General features: G+C 63.3%; 20 protein-coding genes. 9 read left to right on the forward strand and 11 right to left on the reverse strand.

Annotated features, from left to right (window positions below):
* A partial coding sequence (locus AB843_RS17505; protein WP_164481561.1) for an Ig-like domain-containing protein occupies nucleotides 1-1262 on the reverse strand: 1262 nt, incomplete at its 3' end.
* Between the two features lie 36 nt (nucleotides 1263-1298).
* Here AB843_RS17505 and AB843_RS25685 point away from each other — a divergent pair.
* Nucleotides 1299-1526 carry a hypothetical protein gene (locus AB843_RS25685; RefSeq protein WP_157384547.1) on the forward strand — a complete coding sequence of 76 codons (228 nt, stop codon included), beginning with the start codon at nucleotides 1299-1301 and terminating at the stop codon, nucleotides 1524-1526.
* 99 nt (nucleotides 1527-1625) lie between these two features.
* Nucleotides 1626-2609 (forward strand): transglutaminase-like cysteine peptidase, encoded by a 984-nt coding sequence (locus AB843_RS17510; RefSeq protein ID WP_244468017.1) that lies wholly within the window; start codon nucleotides 1626-1628, stop codon nucleotides 2607-2609.
* A gap of 168 nt (nucleotides 2610-2777) precedes the next feature.
* Here AB843_RS17510 and AB843_RS17515 read toward each other — a convergent pair whose 3' ends face one another.
* The 8 genes from AB843_RS17515 to AB843_RS17550 all read right to left on the reverse strand — a co-directional run bounded on the left by AB843_RS17515 (nucleotide 2778) and on the right by AB843_RS17550 (nucleotide 11945).
* Complete coding sequence (locus AB843_RS17515; RefSeq protein WP_048648298.1) at nucleotides 2778-3386, reverse strand: ribbon-helix-helix domain-containing protein; 609 nt, start codon at nucleotides 3384-3386, stop codon at nucleotides 2778-2780.
* Between the two features lie 9 nt (nucleotides 3387-3395).
* Nucleotides 3396-4673, reverse strand: coding sequence for an HlyD family type I secretion periplasmic adaptor subunit (locus AB843_RS17520; protein WP_048648187.1), 1278 nt, complete (start codon nucleotides 4671-4673; stop codon nucleotides 3396-3398).
* Nucleotides 4674-4736: 63 nt separating this feature from the next.
* On the reverse strand, nucleotides 4737-6911 hold the full coding sequence (locus AB843_RS17525) for a type I secretion system permease/ATPase (protein ID WP_048648188.1): 2175 nt from the start codon (nucleotides 6909-6911) through the stop codon (nucleotides 4737-4739).
* 32 nt (nucleotides 6912-6943) lie between these two features.
* The gene (locus tag AB843_RS17530; protein ID WP_053086145.1) at nucleotides 6944-8395 is read right to left on the reverse strand and encodes a TolC family outer membrane protein; all 1452 of its coding nucleotides are present in this window, start codon (nucleotides 8393-8395) and stop codon (nucleotides 6944-6946) included.
* 242 nt (nucleotides 8396-8637) lie between these two features.
* On the reverse strand, nucleotides 8638-9261 hold the full coding sequence (locus tag AB843_RS17535; RefSeq protein WP_342021994.1) for a L,D-transpeptidase: 624 nt from the start codon (nucleotides 9259-9261) through the stop codon (nucleotides 8638-8640).
* A gap of 172 nt (nucleotides 9262-9433) precedes the next feature.
* Nucleotides 9434-9994 (reverse strand): hypothetical protein, encoded by a 561-nt coding sequence (locus AB843_RS17540; RefSeq protein WP_048648189.1) that lies wholly within the window; start codon nucleotides 9992-9994, stop codon nucleotides 9434-9436.
* Nucleotides 9995-10112: 118 nt separating this feature from the next.
* Nucleotides 10113-10910 (reverse strand): GGDEF domain-containing protein, encoded by a 798-nt coding sequence (locus tag AB843_RS17545; protein ID WP_048648190.1) that lies wholly within the window; start codon nucleotides 10908-10910, stop codon nucleotides 10113-10115.
* 135 nt (nucleotides 10911-11045) lie between these two features.
* Nucleotides 11046-11945, reverse strand: coding sequence for a LysR substrate-binding domain-containing protein (locus tag AB843_RS17550; protein ID WP_048648191.1), 900 nt, complete (start codon nucleotides 11943-11945; stop codon nucleotides 11046-11048).
* 247 nt (nucleotides 11946-12192) lie between these two features.
* On the opposite strand from AB843_RS17550, the gene AB843_RS17555 reads away from it, so the two are divergent.
* The 6 genes from AB843_RS17555 to AB843_RS17580 all read left to right on the forward strand — a co-directional run bounded on the left by AB843_RS17555 (nucleotide 12193) and on the right by AB843_RS17580 (nucleotide 19054).
* A complete protein-coding gene (locus AB843_RS17555) occupies nucleotides 12193-12954 on the forward strand; it encodes an HAD-IIA family hydrolase (protein WP_048648192.1) in 762 nt (253 codons plus the stop codon).
* Nucleotides 12948-13874: an ABC transporter permease gene (locus AB843_RS17560; RefSeq protein ID WP_048648193.1), complete on the forward strand. Its 927-nt coding sequence runs from the start codon at nucleotides 12948-12950 to the stop codon at nucleotides 13872-13874. Before AB843_RS17555 ends, AB843_RS17560 begins: the two co-directional genes overlap by 7 nt.
* 3 nt (nucleotides 13875-13877) lie before the next feature.
* The gene (locus AB843_RS17565) at nucleotides 13878-14777 is read left to right on the forward strand and encodes an ABC transporter permease (RefSeq protein WP_048648194.1); all 900 of its coding nucleotides are present in this window, start codon (nucleotides 13878-13880) and stop codon (nucleotides 14775-14777) included.
* 69 nt (nucleotides 14778-14846) lie between these two features.
* On the forward strand, nucleotides 14847-16400 hold the full coding sequence (locus AB843_RS17570; protein ID WP_048648195.1) for an ABC transporter substrate-binding protein: 1554 nt from the start codon (nucleotides 14847-14849) through the stop codon (nucleotides 16398-16400).
* A 66-nt stretch (nucleotides 16401-16466) separates the two neighbouring features.
* Nucleotides 16467-17339: a metallophosphoesterase family protein gene (locus tag AB843_RS17575; RefSeq protein WP_048648196.1), complete on the forward strand. Its 873-nt coding sequence runs from the start codon at nucleotides 16467-16469 to the stop codon at nucleotides 17337-17339.
* Entirely contained in the window at nucleotides 17336-19054 is a 1719-nt protein-coding gene (locus tag AB843_RS17580) for an ABC transporter ATP-binding protein (protein WP_048648197.1), read from the forward strand. The genes AB843_RS17575 and AB843_RS17580 overlap by 4 nt, the downstream gene beginning before the upstream one ends.
* A gap of 374 nt (nucleotides 19055-19428) precedes the next feature.
* Here the strand turns inward: AB843_RS17580 and AB843_RS17590 are convergent, their stop codons facing one another.
* On the reverse strand, nucleotides 19429-19752 hold the full coding sequence (locus AB843_RS17590) for a hypothetical protein (protein WP_244468018.1): 324 nt from the start codon (nucleotides 19750-19752) through the stop codon (nucleotides 19429-19431).
* Nucleotides 19753-19915: 163 nt separating this feature from the next.
* Entirely contained in the window at nucleotides 19916-20368 is a 453-nt protein-coding gene (locus AB843_RS17595) for a hypothetical protein (protein WP_053086146.1), read from the reverse strand.
* Nucleotides 20369-20605: 237 nt separating this feature from the next.
* On the opposite strand from AB843_RS17595, the gene AB843_RS17600 reads away from it, so the two are divergent.
* Nucleotides 20606-21514: an MBL fold metallo-hydrolase gene (locus AB843_RS17600; protein WP_048648199.1), complete on the forward strand. Its 909-nt coding sequence runs from the start codon at nucleotides 20606-20608 to the stop codon at nucleotides 21512-21514.

The raw sequence follows: 21514 nt of genomic DNA on the forward strand, positions 1-21514 counted from the left end.
CCATCCGTGATCATGTAGTCGAACGTCACAGCCGCTTCCTCGCCGGGAGCCGGCGTGTAGGTGAACGTGCCGTCGCCATTGTAGACCAGCGTGCCCGCGCCGATCAGCGAGCCGGGAACCAGCGCCACGCCGGTGCCCAGGTTCACACCATCGGCGCCGGCCTTGTCATTGGCGAACACGTCGATCGTCACAGGCGTGTTCTCCACCGCCTGCGTCGCCAGATCGTCGAGCGCGATCGGCCCATCATCGGTGATGACGATGTCGATCTGGCTGGTCACCGCATCGCCATTGCCGTCGGTGAGAACGACCTGGAACTGGTCGCCAACCACATCGTCAGAACCCACCTGCCCCGCCCCCGCGTGGTCGATCGTGTTCTGCGTCAGCTGATATTCGAAACTGTAGGTGCCATCGGGCGCACGCGTAACGATGAGCGTGCCATAGGTGCCGACAATCGTCCCGCCATTCGTGACATCGATCGATTGTCCGGCCGCATTCGTCACCACCAGCGAGCCCAGCCCGTCGTCTCCGGCATCGACATTGATCGCGCCGACGGCGGTCGTGGTGCCACCGCCCGTACCCTGCGAAATCGTGGTGCTCAGCGCGGATTCATTGACGACGCCAGGCAGGGGCGTAATGCTCAGCGCCGGAAAATCGTTCTCCCTGCGCAGCGACGGAAACAGCTCACGCCGTTCCAATGTGCCGAACTGCAGCGCCGTCGGCGGCAGAAGATCGATCAGCGGGCCGGCCTGTCCGATGTCCGGCGCTGACTGGCCGAAATTGCCGCCGCCGCTCTGCGCGGCCGAGGTCACGACGGTCAGGGCGCCGTCCGGGCCGGCGGCGACGTTGATGCCGTTTGCCTGCAGCGCAGCCGTCAGGGCCAGTTCGGGGATTTCCACATCGCCGATCAGGAATGTCGGAATCTTCAGCGCCGCATTGAGGATGGTGACGGTCGAACCATCCGGTTGAACAAGAATGAGATCCTCGCCATCGACCTTGATCTGGTCTATCGAAACGCCCGCCGGCAGGTGCACGACATTGTCGGCATCGGCAGTCACGGTGGCCGGCGCCGCTTCCGCAGGTTCCTGCGTGGCCTGCTGGGCGACAGGCTGGCCCGTCGCCGGGTCGACCGGGACGGGCTCCTGAGTGGCCTGTGCTTGTGCCATCATCGCAGACGATGGCTGGGCCTGATTGAAAGACGACACCGCTTCATCCGACGCGATGACACGATTGTCCGCGGCGCTCGTGAATTCTTCGTTGGCCATGATAACCCCCAGGAACAGATTTCCCGGAAACGAGCCATGCTGCAGATCGATGCGCAATACTTTGGCAAGCAAGCCGATATAGCCGGCTATTACCATGCCGCCCAAATTCGTCTTTGGTTAATTGATTTATATAATATACTATATATTATCGGCAGAACAGGTGAAGGCCTGTTGACCGAAAGCGCTGCTGCGACCGACCAGGCGGCGGATCAAATGAGCCGGCGTGGGTGTGCAGGATTAAACGAGGATTATGCGGGTTTGTAAAATCCGACAGAATCCATAAACATAAAATAATCTATATGTATTAATCCGTATTTTATACGACATAGGTAATATGCCTCCATCAAAATGAAGGCATCCGACATGGCATCAAATAACAATAGAATAAAAAAATTCGCCATTATTTGCGGATCTTTTCTTTTATTCATGGCACCTCAATCCAGTATTGCATTCTCTTCAAATTACCCGTCCGCGTATACACAGGTTTCGATACTACCCCATTTGAACCTGGGATCGTTGTCGAGCACCTCGGAGCAGACATCAGAATGGCTCGTTCAACTCAAGACGCGCTGGAAATCTGCAACAGCACAGGTGCAGGTCACCTCCGCATCGGCCAATGGTCACGCCCGGAATGCGGTGAAAGCAGCGTCGAGCAAGGCCACCGGCGTTTTTGAATCCGTGGCCATCCCGTTCAAATCCCTGCCATCGAGCGCAAGTTGGAAGGCAGTCTATCCGGCAATCGTCGCGGCGGATTTCGCCAAATGTGCCCCATCGACCGGCTGCAGCGCCAAAGCAAATGCTCTCGCCGCCACCGTCAAGCGGGCGAGCGGCAAGGCGTTCGGGCAAAAGCTTTCCGAGATCAATTACGCCGTCAACCGCAGCATTGCCTACACGACGGATCGCGAGAACTATGGACGCCTGGACCATTGGGCCAAGCCTGCGCAGATCCTCAACCTTGGAAAGGGCGATTGCGAGGACTATGCCATCCTCAAAATGGCGGCGTTGAACGCTGCCGGCATTCCCATGAGCAGCATGTCGATCGTGGTCCTGCAAGATCAGCGGCGCGCGCTGTTTCACGCCGTTCTGGCCGTTTCTACCAGCCAGGGACATTTTATTCTCGACAATCTGCATGACCGGGTGATGAAGGACAGCGCGCTCGGCGACTATCTGCCGCTCTATTCGATGAGCGAGGACCGCTCATGGATTCATGGCAAGAAGCGCGGCGACAAGCTGGTCGCCTCGATCGGCGCATTGCCGGACAATCTGTCGCCCGGCGAGGGCATCGCTCCCGAACTGGTCAACGCACCGCATGGCAAGCTCGGCGGCGCGCCGGCGGCGGGAAGATGATCTGTTCGGGCTGACGCTCGCCTCATGGAAACGATGAACCGGTCCATCTCTTTGTTTTGCGGCAGTTGTGCGGACGTCAGGTGATTTCACCGGACTGCAAAAGCTCTATCTCTTCGTTTTTACGCAATTCCGGACGGAAAACCGGTTCCCACTTTTCCTGGAATTGCCCTAGCCGGGCAGGATGAAGCCGACGATGGCATCCCTGTCCAGGAGCGGCGCCAAGACGGCGTTGAGACGTCCGCGAATGACCTGCTCGTCGACGCCGATGACGAAGCCGACCGTCGCCGGCCCGCTGCCTTCGATCTTCAGCTTGTCGACCAGTTCGGCAAACTGCACGTCGAGCGAAAGACGAACGCCCTGTGCCGTGGAGCGCAACGGCAGGCGCAACAGGCGCGACTGGACAAACGACATGAAGGTCAGGTTGTGGGCGATCAACCGCTTGTCGTCCGACAGGGCAAAGCACGGCGACGGACAGGCCTGGACCTGATTTTGAACCGCCTTCAACCCTGTCCGGGCGCGCGCCGCTTCCCGTTCATGCCGGAGATGCATCATCGCCTCTACGCGCAGGGCGGAAGAGAGGTTTCCGCCGGTGTCCAGCCGGCGCTCGCATTCCTCGACGACCGCGCCAACGGAAACACCCCGCGCGCTGGACATGTCCTTCAGCGCCGCCCAGTAAATTTCTTCCAGGCGAATGCCGCGCCGCCCCTCGCCGACCCGGACGACGCGAAAGCGCGGGGCGAATGCCCAACGATCGTGCAGCACCGCATCCTTATCCATCATCGCTGCTCAACGCTCGCGCAGCGCCTCGTTGCGCGCCTTGTTGATGGGTTTCATGAGATAGGCAAGAATCGTCTTCTTGCCGGTCATGATATCGGCCGTGGCCACCATGCCCGGGATGATGGCGTAGCTCCTGCCGTCCTTGACCAGTTCCGCATTGTCGGTCTTGACCAGCACCTGATAGAAGGTTTCGCCGGTGCTCTGGTCGACAAGACTGTCGGCGGAGATGTTCTGCACTTCGCCGACAAGACCGCCATAGATGGAAAAATCATAGGCGGAGATCTTGACCAGGGCCGGTTGCCCCGGCCTGACGAAGGCCACATCGCGTGGCGAAATGCGGGCCTCGACAAGCAATGTTTCCGAGGTCGGCACCACCCCGGCGATCACCGTGCCCGGGTCGACGTAAGCGCCGACCGTATTGACCTCCAGCGTGTTGATGATGCCATCGACCGGCGAACGGATGTCGGTGCGCGCCACCCGGTCGCTGGCGCCACGGATGGTCGCCTCGATCACCGACAGCTCTGCCAGCGCCTGGGTCTTCTCGGCCAATGCCTCCTGCTGCACCTGCAGTCTCAGCTCTTCTCTCTGCAGGTTGGCTTCGTTGATCGAGGCCTCGATGCGCGGGATCGCCTCGCGGGACAGGTCGAGTTGGCCCTGGCTCTCGGTCAGCTCCTTCTCCACACGCAGAAGCTCTGTCTGCGCCACAAGCTTGCGCTTGACCATCGGACCGAGCAGGTCGGCTTCGCGTTGCGAGATCTTCCGGTTCTCCTCCAGGCGGGAGATGTTGGCGCGCGCCTCGTCGAGTTCCTTCAGGCGCTGCTGATGTCGCTCCGTCAGGACGGAACGCTTGTTCAGGATGTTGTCGGACCGTGCTTTCATCAGGCGCGCTTCATTGGCGCAAATTTGCGGCGCGACGTCCTTCAGCGTGTCCGGGCAGATGTAATCGTCTTCGAAGCGCCCCGTCTCTTCCAGTTCGAGACGGGCGATCTGGGCCCGCAACGCCCGCGCGCGGGCTTCCGATTCGCCGAGCGACGAGGCGGTCACGGTGTCATCGAGCCGCAGGATCAAATCGCCCTTGCGTACAATCTGGCCAACCTTGACGGCGATTTCCAGCACGACGCCCGGCTCGCTGGACTGGACGATCTGGGTCTTGGAGACCGGGATGATCCGGCCTTCTCCGCGGGCGATCTCCTGCACTTCGGCGATCGATGCCCAGCCGATGAAAGTCATCAAAAGGGCGCCGATCACGACCAGGCCCAATCGGGCTGCGAGAGGAGGACGATCCATCTTTCCTGCACCTTTCTGCTCTCACACCGTGCCATGCCCCGGCTGCGGGTGTGGAGTTGTGCCTTATCGCGTTTGGCCCGGGCGTTTGCCCTGAGCGTTCTTCTGCAGTTCGGCAATCACCGCTTCCTTGGGCCCGTCGGCGATGACGCGCCCCTGGTCAATGACCACCAGCCGGTCAACGAGTTGCAACATGCTGTGGCGGTGCGTCGAGATGATCAGTGTCACGTCCTTCTTGAACGCGTTGCTGAGTTTGACGATCAGGTCTCGCTCGCTGGCCAGGTCCATCGCGCCCGAGGGTTCGTCCAGAAAGACCACCTTCGGATCGCAAAGCAGAAGACGGGCGATCGAAACTGCCTGCCGCTGGCCTCCGGATAGCTGGTTGCCGCGTTCACCGACCGGCATGTCGTAGCCCCTGGGATGGCGCGCCACGAACTGATCGACCCCGGCAAGCCGGGCAGCCTCGACGATCTGCTCGTCGGTGGCGCCGGGGTTTGCCATCAGAAGATTTTCCTTGACGGAGCCGGAAAACAAATCCGCCCCCTGCGAGGCAAAGACAACAGCCGATCGCACCACGGAAGGATGGTACTGGCGCACATCGACACCGTCGAGCAGCAGACTGCCGTCCGTCGGCGGATAAAGGCCTGCCAGCAATCGGCCGATCGTCGTCTTGCCGGAGCCGATGCGGCCGATGATGCCGACCCGCTCGCCGGCCTGGACGGTCAGATTGAAGCCGCTCAGCGCAGGGCTGTCGGCGCCGGGGTAAGTGAAAGCGACGGAGCGGAAGGCGATGCTGCCGCTGCGGATATCGCGGTTGACGAAGCCGCTGCTTTCGGGCCGGTCTTCCGGCTGCTGCATGATCGCATCGAGGATGCGCAGCGACAACAGCGCCTGGCGCATGCGCGACAACGTCATGGCGATCTGGCCGAGCGGGGCGACGGCCCTGCCGGACAACATGACCGTGGCGATGATGGCGCCGGAGGAAATATTTCCTTGCGAGAACTCGTAGGCGCCTGCAACCACCAGCGCCACCGTCACCAATTGCTGGACGAACTGGGTCATGTTGGCCGCCCAGGAGGACAGCTGCTTGATGCTTTCGGCGGTGCGCGAGGCATTCTTCGCCAGCTCGCTCCAGCGGCGCAGGAGAACGCGTTCGGCACGCAGGGATTTCACGGTCTCGATGGTCGATATGGTCTCGACCAGCAGTGACTGACGCTGTGCTGCCTCGTTGTTTGCCGAGGCGACGCGACGCCCGATGCGCGACTGGGCAACGAAGCCGATGATCAGGGCGATGACGAAAGCGGTCGCCGGGATCAGGGCGAGCCAGCCCGCGACGCTGTAGATGACCAGGATGAACACGAAGACGAACACGCTGTCGATGATCGTGCTCAGCGTGTTCGAGGTGAAGAATTCGCGGACGAACTCATACTGCGTGACACGGTTTGCGTATTCGCCGGTCGACATGGGCCGCGAGGCCAGGGTGGCGTGCAGCACCTTCTCGAACAGCAGATAGGACAGTTTGAGGTCGGCCTTGCGACCGGCATAGTCGATCAGCGCCGCACGAACGCTCTTGAGGAGCAGGTCGAACAGCACCGCGCCAGCCACCCCAAGCGCCAGCACCCAGAGGGTCGCCGTCGCCTGGTTGGGCAGAACGCGGTCATAGACGTTCATGACGAACAGCGGAGAGGCCAGCGCGAGCAAGTTGACGAACAGCGCGGCAATCGCGACCTGGGCGTAGGAGCGCCAGAACGGCGCCAGCGTCGTGGTCAGCCAGTGCCGTTTCTCAATCCTGCCGCCGGCGCCGCCCTCGGCGTTTTCCAGATGATTGAGATAGACGACGTTGAAGGACAGGATCAGCCGGATTTTCTTCGCCAGCAGCTCGGCCAGCGAAACGCCTTTCTCCGAGGCGGGGTCCGGCATCAAGGAAGTCCTGATGCGGTCGTCCGGCAACGTCTCCAGCAAGGCCTGCGCCGAGCCATCCTCGAAGATCACCAGAACGGGCAGGTCAATGCCGCCGCTCGCGAGTTCACGCGAACCGTGCTGCGCGACTTCCAGGCCGATGCGGGCCGCGAGGCGCTCGACGTCCTCGACCGAAGGCCTCAACTCATCGAACGGCGTGTCCGAGAAAAGAACCGTGTCTGACGCCGGACGGGCGAGGAATTGTGCGATCTCGCGAAAGGCAGGCCGAAAGCCATCCGCCTGAAGCGGAGTCTCGATGGTGGGATTGCGAACCTGTTCCAACAGCAGTCATCACGCCAAGTTGACCGACCCGGCTATTGTCTCCGGATCGGCGCGAGAAGATCGAGCGGCAAATCGTTCACCTGCCTGGTCGGCAACCTCTTGTATGTCTCGGTGGGCGCGGTTTCCGGCACGTTGAATTCGGTGCGCGCATAGGCTTCCGACTGCTTGGCGCTCTGCAGGTGCATGGTGTCGAGCAGCGTGCCGGTGGCGGCCAGGATGCGGTATTCGGCAAACAGGGCCGCGTATTGCGCCGTCTTCGACAGGACATTGACGCTGAAACGCGTGTTCTGGGCGCCGAGCACGTCGAGCAGCGAACGCTGGCCGACGACCAGCTGCTCGCGATAGGAATTCACGAGCTGCGCATTGGCCGCGGCCTGCTGGCTGAACGTGCCGGCCAGATCTATCTGCCGCAGACGCCGATCCCAGGAGATGCGCACGGCCTCCTCGACCTCGCGATAGGCCTGGTGCAGCACGAGGCGCTGTTCGCTGGCGCGGCGGATCTGCTCCTGCTCGTTGGCGACGTCGATGCCGCCACGATAAAGATTCCACTTCGCGACGACCCGCGCCTGAAGATCATGGGTGCGGCCGTCCGCGCCGTCGATGTCGTAGCCGGTGCGGGCGCGGCCTTCGGCGCTGATCTCGGGGAACATGTTGGAACGCGCCGCGTCGACCAGCGCGTCAGCCGCGTCGATGTCCGAGTTGGCGACCTTGATGCGCGGGTTGTTCTGCCGGGCGATGCCGATCGCGGCTTCCACCGACGGCGGCAGGGCGGACGCCACGGAGCGCGGCATGGTCGGGTTCGTCAGCGGTTTGCCGACCAGCTTGTAGAAGCGGATCTTCGCGCCTTCCAGCTCTTCCTCGGCCTCTTTCATCCGCGCCTTGGCCGCCAGAGCCCTTTCCTGGGCCTGCTGGCGATCCGCTTCGGTCAAAGCACCGCCGGAGATGAGGGAGCCGATGTCGCCCAGCATGGACTGGTGGAAGCCCACATTGGTGCGCGCCTCGTTGACGATCTGGATCTGCAGCAGATATTCGAGATACTCGCGCACCACCTGCAACGCGATCGTCTCGGATCGCTCGAGCACGCGGAAGGAGGCCGAATCGACGCGTGCTGCCTGACGCTCGAGTTCAGCGCGGCGGCCGCCGCCGTCAAACAGCTTCTGCGTGACCGACAGCCCGACTTCCGCCGGATAGAGCGGATCGTCCTCGATGCCGACACCGCGACGTGAGGGATTGTCCAGACGGCGCACGCCGGCAGACGCCTCGAGATCGACGCTCGGCAGGTAGAGCCCCCTGGCTTGCCGCAGCTCGAATTCGATCGCTTCGCGATTCTCGACCGCCTGGCCGATCTCCGGATTGGATTCGAGCGCCACGGCCATCGCTTCCTTGAGCGACAGGGCGCTTGCGCCACTGATTCCCGCCAGCGATACGGCGCTGCCCAGCAGCGCCGTTGCCAGAATACGCGTGATACGCGGTTTAAAATTCATTGCTCCCCCTCATGCTTGCTTCTTCTCGAGAGCAAACGTCGAGCCCTGCCCGGTCCCGTGCCGGATTTCCAGTTCATGCTAGGCTAACATCGGACGCAACGCTACGTCATCAGCCAGCCAACTACCTCTTAATGGGTAGTTTAGCCGACTCATTCTCACGCTTTGTTGCAAAAGCGCAACAAAACCGCTGTTTTGTTAAACATTTCAAACTTGAAGCACGGCCTTTAACCGGCTTCGGAAGCCTATCTGACAACCACAAGCGTGCCAATTTTGACCTGGTTGTAGAGCGCCACGACATCATCATTGGTCATGCGAATGCAGCCGGAGGACACGGCCTTGCCGATGGTCCAGGGCTGGTTCGTCCCGTGGATCCGGAACAGGGTCGAACCGAGATAAAGAGCCCTGGCACCCATCGGGTTCTCGGGTCCGCCCTCCATCACTGCGGGCAGAATACGACCATCGGCGGCCTCGCGCCGGATCATCTCGGCAGGCGGGCGCCAATCCGGCCATTCGGCCTTGCGCGAGACATGCTCGCGGCCCCGCCAGGCAAAGCCCTCGCGGCCGACGCCGATGCCGTAGCGGGTCGCGGTTCCGTCGCCGCGCAGGTGGAACAGCCGGCGCGCGCCGGTGTCGATGACGATGGTTCCGGCGGGCAGCTTCTCCGCGAACGGGACGACCTCCGGCTTGATCGCCGAATCGCTCCAAGGCGTCTTGAACGCCAGGTTCCGTTCCTTGCGGATCCAGGTTCCAGTGGCCGGATCGAACTGGCGCACAGTGACCCGCGTCTCCTCGGCCAGCACGGTCGTGCTCGCCGCCACCAGGAGCGCCATCAGCGCCGATTGCATAAGATGCTTGATGAAAAGCACGTCAGGTCTCCATCGAAATGAGCGCAACCACCGGCCGGGCGCAATGAGCGTTGTCCGCCGGACCTTCCATCTAGACCGGTTCAGCGTTTCATAGAAACGCTGAACCGGTCTATCTCATTGTTTTTCCGCATTTATGCGGACGTCAAGTGATTCCACCTGACTGCAAAATGCTTTAATCCGCGCCGCCAGCCAGCAGAAAAGTCTGTCCGTCGATCCGGATGCTGGTCGCGCTCGGGGCTGAAATCGAGCGCGGGCGACCGTCTCGGCATGAAAGCGTCGGCCATTCGGCGATGCGGCAGTCGATTTCAGCATACCAGTTCGCCAGGTAATTGTTGCGCGAGATGGTCAGCGTTCCGTCCTGCCGTCGCTCCACCTCGTCGCCCGTTGGGCTGAGGAAGGTCCACGCACCCTGCGGCGTGCCATCGAGAAAGCCGGGACCGTAGGAATATCGTCCCTTATGCCCCACCGCATAGCGGCGGTGGATCGACATGGCGTCGGCGTAGCTCGAAAGCACCGCAACCCGGTTCCTGTAGAGAGACCGAACGTCGAGAGCCGGATCGTGGGCGATGATCCGCAGTGCCGGGGCCAGCCGTCCCTGGCGCTCATCGGCCGCAGCATGGAACGCAACCGCCAGCGCCGCCGCCAGCAAGAAGAGAGATTTCCAACCCATCACCGCTCCCCACAGCAACAGAGCGAAGCGCGATGCGTCGCCGCGCGCTGAAACCAGCAGCAACAAGGCGGCTCACCGCAGCCTGCTCTGCCAGCTAACTATTCTGTGGCTATCGGGGGCAAGAGTCCAGCGAGCAGCGGCGTCAGCCGGTCTTCTCGAGCCGCGCCAAACCGCGGAAGGTCTAGTTTTTGCTGCGGCCTTCGCCGGCTTCATCCGCATCGGAAGCCTGTATGGCGCTGAGCCGGAAGCCATCCGCGCCTTTCGCCTTCGCCATGTCGAGCTGTTCCGAAGCGACGCGCATCAGGCCCTGGAACTCGATCTGATCCTCGAAGATCACGCCGCCGATATCCAGCGCCAGATGAACCGGCTCGCCTTCGGCCAGGAAGGGTGCCGAGGCGGCCGCGGCACGAATCCGCTCGCCCACATCGCGCGCTTGCTCGACACTCGCCCCCGGCAGGAAAATGCCAAACTCGCTGTCGCTCAGGCGGCCGACGACATCGCTGCGGCGGACATTGGCGCGGATGACCGAAGCGATCTGACGCATCGATTCCTCGCCCCAACGAAAGCCGTAGTTGAGATTGATCGTCCGGGCGTTTTGCGCCTCCAGGATCAGAAGCGCGCCGAAGGTCCGGCCCGCCTCGGAGATCGACGAGGAGCGCCGCCGCTCGACCAGCGTCGTAAAGGTGCTGCCGTTCAAAACCTCGGTCGATGGATCGTGCGCGGCGGCAAAATTGCGCTCGCGCTTGAAGCGCCTCAGCGTCTGGGCATTATAACCTATGTAGAGCAACAGCGGCAGGGCGATGACAACCGGCAGGATCAATGCCGCCGCAAGGCTGCGCTGATAAGGATTGATGTTGTCGCCGAAAAACAGAAGATAGTGGACGAGAAACGAAAGCCCCACCGCGGCAAGGACGCCCAGCACGACAAAAGCAGCAAGCCAAGTCCGGTTTCCAGTACGGTGCAAAAGCGTCTTGTCCATGAGTCTCGAAGACCTCCAGTCTGCCTGACTCGTTGATAACCGGCAAACTTCTATTAAAAGTTGACGCTATGCATCGTGTTTTAACGAATCGCGGTGCCGCCGCCAATCCCGGATGATTTAAAGCTCTGGAAAACTTCATTTTTCCGAGAAACCGCCGGCTGCAGCGTCGGCCCGAAACGCCCGCACCGCGGCCATGAATGCACCGACAATCACCGCCTGTTCGTCGGCAAGCGTGAACGCCACCTCGTCATACATGCGGTTCATCTCACGCACGGGAATCCGCCTTACCGCGTCGGTCCGGCCGGTGCCATGCCGCCACATGAAGCCGACACCCAGATCGTTGGCAACCGCCTCATAGGCCGCATCGCGCGTGTCGAGCATCAGAAGGGGCGCCGGTTCGAAACCGGCCGCCTTGAACGCGCGGTCAACCACGCGCTGGGTGGAGGAGCCACGCGTGCGGAAGATCAACGGAGCCTGCATCAATTGTGCGCAGGTGAAGCTCTGCCGCGCGGCCAGCGCGCTGTCGGCGTGAACGACAGCCACCACATCCTGACGCACCAGAAGCTCCGTGCGAAAGCGGCCGTCGGCCGGCACGTCCGGCAGGACGCCGACATCCACCTCGCGCGCCAGCACCGCCTTGACGATCTTTTCGAAGGAGCCGGTTTCCACCGCCACGGAAACGCTTGGATGCCGCTTGCGGAAAAGGGCGATGACGGCCATGCCCGGCATGGAGTTGCCGAGGCCGATCGACAGGCGCCCGTCGAGCAGCGTCGTGTGGCGCGTCAGGATGCGTTCCGCCTCGCGTTCCTCGCCCGTCATGCGCTCGGCAATGTCGCAAAGCTGGGCGCAAAGCGGCGTCGGATGCAACGCCCCGTTCTTGCGCAGGAAAAGCCGCACGCCATACTCCGCTTCGATGTCACGCACATGCTGCGACACGGCAGGCTGCGAAAGGCCCAATTGCCGTGCGGCGGCGGCATAGGACCCGCCATGGGCGACGGCGTTTATGGCGCGAATGCGCGGTAGCGTGATCGGCATTGTCCACATCCAAGGAAATTCTTTGTCTCACCCAAGGAATAGCCTTGGTTTGTAACGGCAGTGTCACAGTCGCCGCGCAGGGTGCCGGCAGAACAGAACTGCAAACCAGTGGTGCGATCCTGTCAGATGGGAACCATCTGTTTCGGTCAGACCACGAGCGTCATCACAATGCAGGACTGCGCGACCCGGCCATCCGCCGGGGCGTTGCCTGCCGCGCTGAACCCGACAACAAGGACGTCGCCGCTTCATGCACCCCGTTTCTTCCATGGCCAGCCTTTCGCTGCAGCCGCTCGACCATCACGCGGCGATCCTGTGTGATCTGGACGGCTGCCTGATCACCGGCGATCACGTCTATGACGGCGCGCGCGGCTTCGTGGCGCGCAACGCCGGGCGCCTGTGGATCGTCTCCAACAATTCCTCCGACACGGCCGAAACGTTGAGCGCGCGGCTGCATGGGATGGCGCTTCCCATAACGCCCGAGCGCATCGTGCTGGCAGGCGAGCAGACCGTGCGGCAGCTCGCCAGAAAGCATCCGGGCGCGCGGATCGCCCTGCACGCGGAAGCGCCGATCCGCGATCTGGCGTCGGATCTCGGCCTTGCCGTCGACGAGGGCGCGCCGGAATGCATACTGCTGGCGCGCCAGACGACATTCGACCTCAACAGCCTCGGGCGGCTGCTGGCCCAGTTGGAAAGCGGCGCAGCGCTGCATGTAGCCAATCTCGACCGGACGCATCCGGGACCCAACGGCCACCCGATGCCGGAGACGGGCGCGCTGCTGGCGGCCCTGCGCGCCTGCCGGCCGGACGTTTCGTTCCGGTCGATCGGCAAGCCGGCACCGGACCTGATCGACATTGCCCTGAAGCACGCGGATGCGGCGCGCGACGACGCCATCTTCATCGGCGACAATCCGGAAACGGACGGCCTGGCGGCGCGGGCCGCCGGCATCGCCTTCATCCATCTCGAGGCGCCAGGCAACCCGCCGGCGCGCGACAGGAGGGCGGCATGCTGACCTATCTGGCGCGAACCATCCTCAAGATGCTCGTCACCTTCTTCGTCATCGTCACGCTCGTCTTCTTCGCCACGCGCCTTTCCGGCAGCCCGATCGATTTCGTCATCGGCGAGGGCATCACCCAGGAGGACCGGGCACTGCTGACCAGCTATTACGGCCTCGATCAGTCGACCTGGGTGCAGTATCGGGCCTTCCTCGCCTCGTTTGCCGACGGGCAATTCGGCCTTTCCTTCGTCGAGCGCCGGCCGGTTGCCGAAATCGTCGGCGAACGCATCTGGCCATCACTGCAACTGCTTCTCAGCAGCGTGGTGCTGACGCTGGCTTTGTCCCTGCCGCTGGGCATCCTCGGCGCCGTCTATCGCAAGTCATGGATCGGCAGCGCGGTGATGGTGATCGCCTTCGTCGGCTATGCGGTGCCGAACTTCGTGCTGGCCACCTTGATGATCCTGATCTTTTCCTACTGGCTGAACTGGCTGCCCGTGGTGGGCAACGGCACGCCCTGGCACTTCATCATGCCGACCATCACCATGTCGGGCATCCTGATCGCCGGGCTGACGCGGTTCACCCGCAACGCCATGCTCGATGTGCTCGGCCAGGATTACATGCGCACCGCCCGCGCCAAGGGTCTGTCGGAGCAGACCGTCATCTTCAAGCATGGGCTGCGCAACGCATCGATCACCATCCTCTCGGTGATCGGGTTGCAGATCGCCGGGCTGGCGGCAGCCGGCAGCGTGGTGGTGGAGGCGATCTTCGCCTGGCCCGGCATCGGCGACCTGCTCGTCCGCTCGGCCATCGTCCGCGATTACCCGGTCCTGCAATTCGGCGTCATCGCCGTCTCGGTGGCCGTCCTCTTCATCAATGCCGCGGTCGACATCGCCTATGCATACGCCGATCCGCGCATCCGCCTTGGAAGGGCCTGAGCCATGGCCGACACCGCATTCACCCCGTCGATCGCCGCGAACAGCCGGCTCAAAGGCGCAAGCGCGATCTGGCGCGACGCCGATCCGATCCAGCGCGCGGCAATGGTGCTGGCCGTGATCCTCATCTCCGCCGCCATACTGGCCCCTTTCATTGCCCCCTTCGGCCCCGAGCAGCAGAGCCTGATCGCCCGGCTGCGACCGCCGATCGGCTTCGAGCGCTACAAGGACGGCTACCTGCTCGGCACGGACGAACTTGGCCGCGATGTCTTGTCGCGCACGCTTTATGGCCTGCGCCTGACCCTGACCCTGGCGCTCCTGGGCGCGTCGATCGGCCTCGTCGTCGGCGGGCTGCTGGGCATCCTGGCCGGCCTGATCGGCGGCGTGTTCGAGGACATGGTGATGGGCGCCGTCGACACGCAGATCGCCATTCCATTCACGCTGATCGCCCTGCTGCTGCTGGCCATCTTCGGCTCGAGCATCGAGGTGATGGTGCTGGTGCTCGGCGTCTATGGCTGGGAGCAGTCGGCGCGCATCGTGCGCGGCGAGGTGCGCAGGCTGGCGCAGATGCCGTTCATCGAGGCCGCCCGCTCGGCCGGCGCCTCGGGTCCGCGCATCGCCTTCAAGCATATCCTGCCGAATGTGATCTCGCCGCTGGTGGTGCAGTTCACCCTGTCGCTGTCCAACATCGTGCTGCTCGAATCGACGCTGTCCTTCCTCGGGCTCGGCGTGCAGCCGCCGACGGCGACGCTCGGCGCCATGGTCGGCATCGGCCGCGACTACATGCCGACCGCGCCGTGGATCGTCGTCGCCCCGGCGCTGATGATCCTGCTGATCACTTTCGCGGTGCAGATCCTCGGCGACTGGCTGCGCGACAGGACGGATGTCCGCCTGCGCGCCCGGTAACCGCGATTTTCAACAAGAGGCCGCCAAGGCCCGAGAACGACCACCCAAACCAACGCCCTGGAGGCAAACATGAAACGACTTCTTGCCACGACCGCCATCGCGACCCTGTTCGCCATGCCGGCGCTCGCCGTGGAGATCACGGTCGGCGCCTCGAACATCGCTCCCTATCTCGATCCCGGCCGCGACCATTCCAATGTCGGCTCGCAATTCTACTACAACAGCTTCGACACGCTGATCGCCAAGAACCTCGACAGCGACAAGACCGAGTGGCTGCCGGGCCTGGCCGTCTCCTGGGAACTGGTCGAGCCGACCGTGATGGAACTGAAGCTGCGCGAAGGCGTCAAGTTCCACAATGGCGAGGACCTGACCGCCGACGACGTCGTCTTCTCGCTCAACCGCATGTATCAGGCGACCTTCCCGCCCTACCAGGTGCGCGCCCGAGACCGGCTGGAGAATTTCGCGAAGGCCGAGAAGATCGACGACCATACGGTGCGCATCCATGCGAAGCGCGAAGAGCCGCTTTGGGAGACGTTGCTCAACCTGCAGCAGGTCATGATCATTCCGGAGGAATACACGAAGGCTCTGGCTGGCGATCCGAAGGTGGCCGAGGACGACGATTACGAGGCATTCTCGCTAAAGCCCGTCGGCACCGGCCCCTACAAGATCGCCACCTTCTCTCCCGGCGAACAGGTGGTCTATGAGCGTTTCGACGATTTCTGGGGCGACAAGGCGCCGCTCGACCGCGTCACCGTCAAGCGCATGCCCGAGACCGCCTCGCGCATCACGGCGCTGAAGACCGGCGAGGCCGACATCATCACCAATGTCGCGCCCGACCAGCTTTCGCTGATCGATGGCGACGCGAACCTCAAGACGGTGGGCGCGGCGACCGCGCTGTTCCACGTCATGATCATGAACGTCAACCATCCGAAGCTGAAGGACCCGCGCATCCGCCAGGCCATGAGCCTGGCGATCGACCGCGACACGCTGAACGAGGCGCTGTGGCTCGGCAAGGCGATCGTGCCCGCCTCGCACACGATGCAGGAGTTCGGCGAACTCCACATGCCCGAGCTCACAACCTTCGAATACAATCCGGAGAGGGCGAAGGAGTTGCTCAAGGAAGCTGGTTATGACGGCTTCGAGATCACCTTCGACACCGACGCCGTCTACTACACGAACGGTCTGCTTGCTGCCCAGGCGATCATGGAGATGTGGGCCGAAGTCGGCATCAAGGGCAAGGTGCAGGTGGGCGAGAAATGGACCGGCAATTCGCCGGAGCTGATGGCGCGCAACTGGTCGAACCCGATGTATTTCGCCGACCCGTTCGGCTCCTTCGGCGTGATGTGGGCGCCGAACGGCCCATCGGAATCGGAAGGCCGCTTCAACACGGACGAGGCCTATGCGAAGGCCTGGGAACGCTTCCGGTTCTCCAAGGACGTGGCCGAACGCCGGGCCGCCTATGGCGAACTGATGGAGCGTATCCAGGCCGATCCGCCCGTCCTGCCGCTCTACCGCCCCTTTGAATCCTGGGCGATGCGCAAGGACATCAACTGGGCGCCGAAGCCGGGCAACATTCCCTATGTGCTCGATTTCCGCGCCGGCTCGATCAGCTTCGCCAGCAATTGATCTTTTCCCATCCCGCGCCGCGTCAGTGGCGCGGGATCCCTTTTCACACACTTTCGGGAACCCGCCATGTCCACCCGCCTCTGCCTCGTTGCCGACATTCATCACGGCAAGCCCTCCATGACCAAGCGCGGCGACACCGCGCTCGACCTGACGGGCGATTTCGCCCGTTTTTCCAATGATGCCCGCGCCGATCTGGTGATCGATCTGGGCGACCGCATTTCCGACGAGAACCACGACGCCGACCTGGTGCTCGAACGCGAGGTGGCCGAGGCCTTCAAGGCCGTTGAAGCGCCGATCTGCCACCTCAACGGCAATCACGACCGCGATCATCTCTCCGTGACCGACAATGAGGAGATCCTCGGCCAGGCGCTGGGTCACCAGACGCTGGACATCGGCGACTGGCGCATCGCGCTGTGGCGCGCCGATACGCTGATCCGCCGCGGGCCGAATGGTGGCTTCCAGCTCGGCGAGCAGGATATCCTCTGGCTCTCGCGCACCGCGCAGAACGCCGACCGGCCGCTTCTCGTGTTCAGCCACGTGCCGGTCTCCGGCCATTCGCAGGTGGGCAACTACTATTTCGAGGCCAACCCCGCCTCCTCCACCTATCCGCAGGCGTCCCGCGCCCGTGCGGCGCTCGCCCAGGCGCGCGTGCCGGTGGTCTGCATCGCCGGCCACGTGCATTGGAACACGATCACCCAGGTGGACGGCATCACGCATCTGACGCAGCAATCGCTGACGGAGAGCTTCACCACGCAAGGCGAGCCGGCGGGCGCCATGGGCCTTCTGGAGCTTGACGGACCGAGCGTGCGCTGGCGCGTCGAAGGGCGCGATCCGATGGACTATACGTTCACGCCGCATGCGCGCCGCTGGACGCCACCCGTGCCGCCATTCCATGAAATCCCGGAAGTCGCTGCCCGGATGCGCGGAGAACCGGCATGAGCGAGCCCGTCCTCTCGGTCGAAAACCTGCAGATCGCCTTCGGCAGCCACACCGCCGTGAAGGACCTGTCCTTCAACATCGGCGCGCGCCAAACCGTGGCGCTGGTGGGCGAGTCCGGCTCCGGCAAATCGGCGACGGCTCTGGCCATCATGCGGTTGATCGAGCGCGAGGGCGGGCGCATCGTTTCAGGCCGGATCAAGCTGCATGGCGAAGCGGAGGCCGACATCGCCGCGCTCTCCGACAACGCCATGTGCGCGCTGCGCGGGCGCGACATCTCGATGGTGTTCCAGGAACCGATGACCTCGCTCAATCCGGTGCTGACCATCGGCGAGCAGGTTAGCGAGGTGTTCGTCAGGCATCGTCGCATGTCGCGGCGCGATGCGCTGGAGGCGGCGCGCGAAGGACTGGCCAAAGTGCGCATTCCCGAGCCGGCGCGCCGGCTGACGCAATATCCCCACGAACTCTCGGGCGGCCTGCGCCAGCGGGTGATGATCGCCATGGCGCTCGCCTGCCGGCCGCGCCTGCTGATCGCCGACGAGCCGACGACGGCGCTCGATGTCACCACCCAGGCGGAAATCCTCGATCTGATCGGCCAGTTGCAGGCCGAGATCGGCATGGCCGTCCTGTTCATCACGCACGATATGGGCGTGGTGGCCGAGATCGCCGATCGCGTCGTCGTCATGCGCCATGGCGTGAAGGAAGAGGAGGCGCCGGTGGAAGCGCTTTTTGCCCGCCCGCGCGCCACCTATTCGCGCCTCCTGATGGAGGCGACGCCCAAGCTGGGCTCGGGTGCGCCGGTGCTTGGCACGATTCCGGCGACAGTGTTGGAGGTGACCGGCTTGACGACCCGCTTTGCCGCACGGAGCGGCTTTCTCGGCCGGGGCGGATCGGCGTTTACCGCCGTCAACAATGCGTCGCTGACGCTTGGCGCCGGCGAAACGCTCGGCCTGGTCGGCGAATCGGGCTGCGGGAAATCGACTCTGGCGCGCTCCATCCTGCGGCTGGTCGAGCCGGATGCCGGTTCGGTGAGGCTGGCGGGGCATGACATGATGCGGCTCGGGCGGCGGCAATTGCGAGCGGCGCGACGCGACGCGCAGATGATCTTCCAGGACCCCTATGCCAGCCTCAACCCACGCCTGCCGGTGCATGAACTGGTCACCGAACCGGCGCGCATCCATGGGTTGGCGCGGCCATCGGAATGTCGCGACCTGGCGGTCAGCCTGGTCGAGAAGGTCGGGCTGGAGGCCGACGCGGTCGACCGGTTCGCGCATCAGTTCTCTGGCGGCCAGCGCCAGCGGCTGTGCATCGCCCGGGCGCTTTCCGCGCGGCCGCGCCTGATCGTCGCCGACGAGGCCGTCTCGGCGCTCGACGTCTCCATCGCCCGGCAGGTCACCGACCTGATGCTGGCGCTGCAACAGAGCGACGGCGTGGCATTCCTGTTCATCAGCCACGACATCGCCGTGGTCGAGCGGGTGAGCCATCGGGTCGCGGTGATGTATGGCGGCGAGATCGTCGAGACCGGGCCGACCGACGCGGTGCTGGCCAATCCGCAGCACAGCTACACGCAGCGCCTGCTTTCAGCCGTGCCACGTCCTGATCCCGCGCGCAGCAGACGGAGGCGGTTGGCCCTGCCCGAGAAGTTCCCGCCGGAGCTTGCGGCAGACTTTATGCGCCAACGCGGGGTCGATCATTTCGTCCGCGCCGAGGTCGCATGAGCACTCCTGCGGCGCGGTGATGAAAATTTGCATCAAATGCCGGCAGCATCGTTTGCCTGCCGGTTACGGTTTCCTGTGCATTGTCGGCTAATCGCGGGGGCATCTGAGAGGGATATTATGCCGACTGATTTTGCGTCCGTGCACGCCTATCTCGAAAACGCCCAGGCCGAGCTCCATGACTCCGATCCAGCCTCCCGGCAAATGCGGGAGGCCATCGGCATTTTGATGGATGCAGCGCTGAAAGCACAGTATTCGCCGCAGTCGCGCGCGTGCGAGGTCCTGCCGTTTCCCGGCTCGCAGCGAACGGTTTCCCGGCCGAGCTCACGGCACGGATAGGCGCGCCGCACTGTCAGGCGCGGCGACCGCACTACTGATCAACCAGTCCCTGTTTCTCGTGCAGCTTCAAGGGCTTCGCGCGCCACCGGACGCTGGCTGGCCGCCGCCGCCTCGGTATGGGTCGACGTTCCGGAATGATCGAGGAAGACCAGGGCCACATCCCGGTCAGGACCGACGGTAACGGCCGCCGCACGCTGGTAGACGTCATCGCCATCCAGCCTGCGGTTGAAAAGAACTGCGCCATCAAGCTTGTCCAGCGCATTCAACAGCGTGGTTTCAAAACCCAGCGCCACCAGATCCGACATTTCGAGCATCAGCTCAAGCTGGACAATCTCCAGCGCGGGTTCGCAGCAGGCTTTCATGGAATTCGAATCATTACTCACGGGATATAATTAGCCAAGCAAACATCAGCCCGGCAACGCAGTCGGAAAAACAGTTTGTTTCGCTATGAAATGATTATTGCCGCAAATTTGTTTGCCGGCTCAAAAAACTGGCCGGACCCGCAGACCGGCTGCGCTTCTCCGCCTATTGTCCAGCCGCTTCCCGGGCGATTGCGTCGAGCAATGTGTTGACCTGGTCGCGTCCCTTGCCCTCGGGCAGATGACGAAAGCCGACATTGACGATGCCGGGCGCATCCTCGGTCTCGTAGGCAAAGACGATGTAGGGGCAATAGGCGATGTTGCCCGGATCCTCCTCCATCACCGCGCGCGACATGACGGCGGAGCAGAACTGGAAGAATTCGGCATTGCGGTACAGTGCCTTGTCGGCGCCCACATCGGCGGCGGTCCGCTGAAGCATTTCGCCGATCATGCCGTGATAGTCGACCACATAGCCACGGTTGATGATGGCGTCGCCGACATTGAACGCGATGTCCTCGAAGGGCTCCTTCGTCTGGTAGAGGGTCACATCGTCGTCGGCCAGCGCCGGTGTGGCGGACAGGGCCAGGGCGAGGATGATTGCCTTCGATATCGTCATCATGACGCGTTCTCCTTGTCGGATATCCAGAGCGTTCCGGCGCGCAGACCCGCACGAAAAATGGAATCAGCCATCGCGCGCAGCGGAACGCAAGATGGGAACGATAAAGCGTCCTTTGTACGTCCAGTCCAGATATATCTTGAAGTTCGCATATTTTCACCGAACCGGCGCACGCCGCGTTGACGCAGGCGGGCGCCCGTGAAATCATTCAATAAACTGAATATATCGGGAGGCTCCGCCATGACCACACGCCGCGACATCCTCATTGGCGGGCTTGCACTGCTGGGGGCAGGACTGCCCAGGCCGGCCGGGGCGCTCGGCCGTTTCCCCGCCGGCGACGCGGAGATCATCGTCGTCAGCGACGGGCGCATGAACCTGCCGATCGCTTCGATGTTCCCCACGCTCGGCGATGCCGAACGCGATGCTCTCCTGGCGCAGAACCATATGCCGACGGACGGCTATCGGCCCGACTGCAACGTGACGTTTCTGCGCAGCGGCGACCGGCTGGCGGTGTTCGATGTCGGCGCGGGACCGAACTTCCTGCCCACAACGGGCGATCTGGCGGCCAATATGGCCGAAGCCGGCATCGATCCCGCCGACGTCACCGATGTGATCTTCACCCATGCGCATCCCGACCACCTATGGGGCCTTCTCGACGATTTCGACGAGCTGGCGTTTCCCAATGCCGACTACCGCATGGCCGAGGCGGAATGGGACTTCTGGCGCGCCGAGGACACATTGTCGAAGATGCCGGAAAACCGAAAGAGTTTCGTGGTTGGGGCGCAAAACCGGCTTGCCGTGCTGGAGGAGCGCATCATGCTGTTCAAGCCCGGGACGGAGGTCTTTCCACAGGTCGAGGCGGTGGACACGGCCGGGCATACGCCGGGGCATGTCTCCTGCATGGTGCATGATGGCAGCGGCGGTGCAACGCTGATTGTCGGCGACGCCATCACCAACGCCGTCTCGTTCGTCCGGCCCGATCTCGAAACGGGCAGCGACCAGGATCAGGCGATGGGTGCCGCCACCCGCGTGCGGTTGCTCGACAGGCTGGCTGGCGACAAGGCGCGGCTGATCGGCTTTCACCTGCCCCATCCGGGCTTCGGCATAGCCGAGCGCGATGGCAGCGCCTATCGCTTTGTCGCTGGGTGA

It is taken from the genome of Nitratireductor soli, assembly GCF_001050155.1.
Taxonomy (GTDB): Bacteria; Pseudomonadota; Alphaproteobacteria; order Rhizobiales; family Rhizobiaceae; genus Nitratireductor; species Nitratireductor soli.

Coding starts and splice junctions, on each gene's coding strand:
- AB843_RS25685 (WP_157384547.1), top strand. CDS start 1,299: ATGCTGCAGATCGATGCGCAATACTTTGGCAAGCAAGCCGATATAGCC.
- AB843_RS17510 (WP_244468017.1), top strand. CDS start 1,626: ATGGCATCAAATAACAATAGAATAAAAAAATTCGCCATTATTTGCGGA.
- AB843_RS17515 (WP_048648298.1), bottom strand. CDS start 3,386: ATGGATAAGGATGCGGTGCTGCACGATCGTTGGGCATTCGCCCCGCGC.
- AB843_RS17520 (WP_048648187.1), bottom strand. CDS start 4,673: ATGGATCGTCCTCCTCTCGCAGCCCGATTGGGCCTGGTCGTGATCGGC.
- AB843_RS17530 (WP_053086145.1), bottom strand. CDS start 8,395: ATGAATTTTAAACCGCGTATCACGCGTATTCTGGCAACGGCGCTGCTG.
- AB843_RS17545 (WP_048648190.1), bottom strand. CDS start 10,910: ATGGACAAGACGCTTTTGCACCGTACTGGAAACCGGACTTGGCTTGCT.
- AB843_RS17550 (WP_048648191.1), bottom strand. CDS start 11,945: ATGCCGATCACGCTACCGCGCATTCGCGCCATAAACGCCGTCGCCCAT.
- AB843_RS17555 (WP_048648192.1), top strand. CDS start 12,193: ATGCACCCCGTTTCTTCCATGGCCAGCCTTTCGCTGCAGCCGCTCGAC.
- AB843_RS17560 (WP_048648193.1), top strand. CDS start 12,948: ATGCTGACCTATCTGGCGCGAACCATCCTCAAGATGCTCGTCACCTTC.
- AB843_RS17565 (WP_048648194.1), top strand. CDS start 13,878: ATGGCCGACACCGCATTCACCCCGTCGATCGCCGCGAACAGCCGGCTC.
- AB843_RS17570 (WP_048648195.1), top strand. CDS start 14,847: ATGAAACGACTTCTTGCCACGACCGCCATCGCGACCCTGTTCGCCATG.
- AB843_RS17575 (WP_048648196.1), top strand. CDS start 16,467: ATGTCCACCCGCCTCTGCCTCGTTGCCGACATTCATCACGGCAAGCCC.
- AB843_RS17580 (WP_048648197.1), top strand. CDS start 17,336: ATGAGCGAGCCCGTCCTCTCGGTCGAAAACCTGCAGATCGCCTTCGGC.
- AB843_RS17590 (WP_244468018.1), bottom strand. CDS start 19,752: ATGAAAGCCTGCTGCGAACCCGCGCTGGAGATTGTCCAGCTTGAGCTG.
- AB843_RS17595 (WP_053086146.1), bottom strand. CDS start 20,368: ATGATGACGATATCGAAGGCAATCATCCTCGCCCTGGCCCTGTCCGCC.
- AB843_RS17600 (WP_048648199.1), top strand. CDS start 20,606: ATGACCACACGCCGCGACATCCTCATTGGCGGGCTTGCACTGCTGGGG.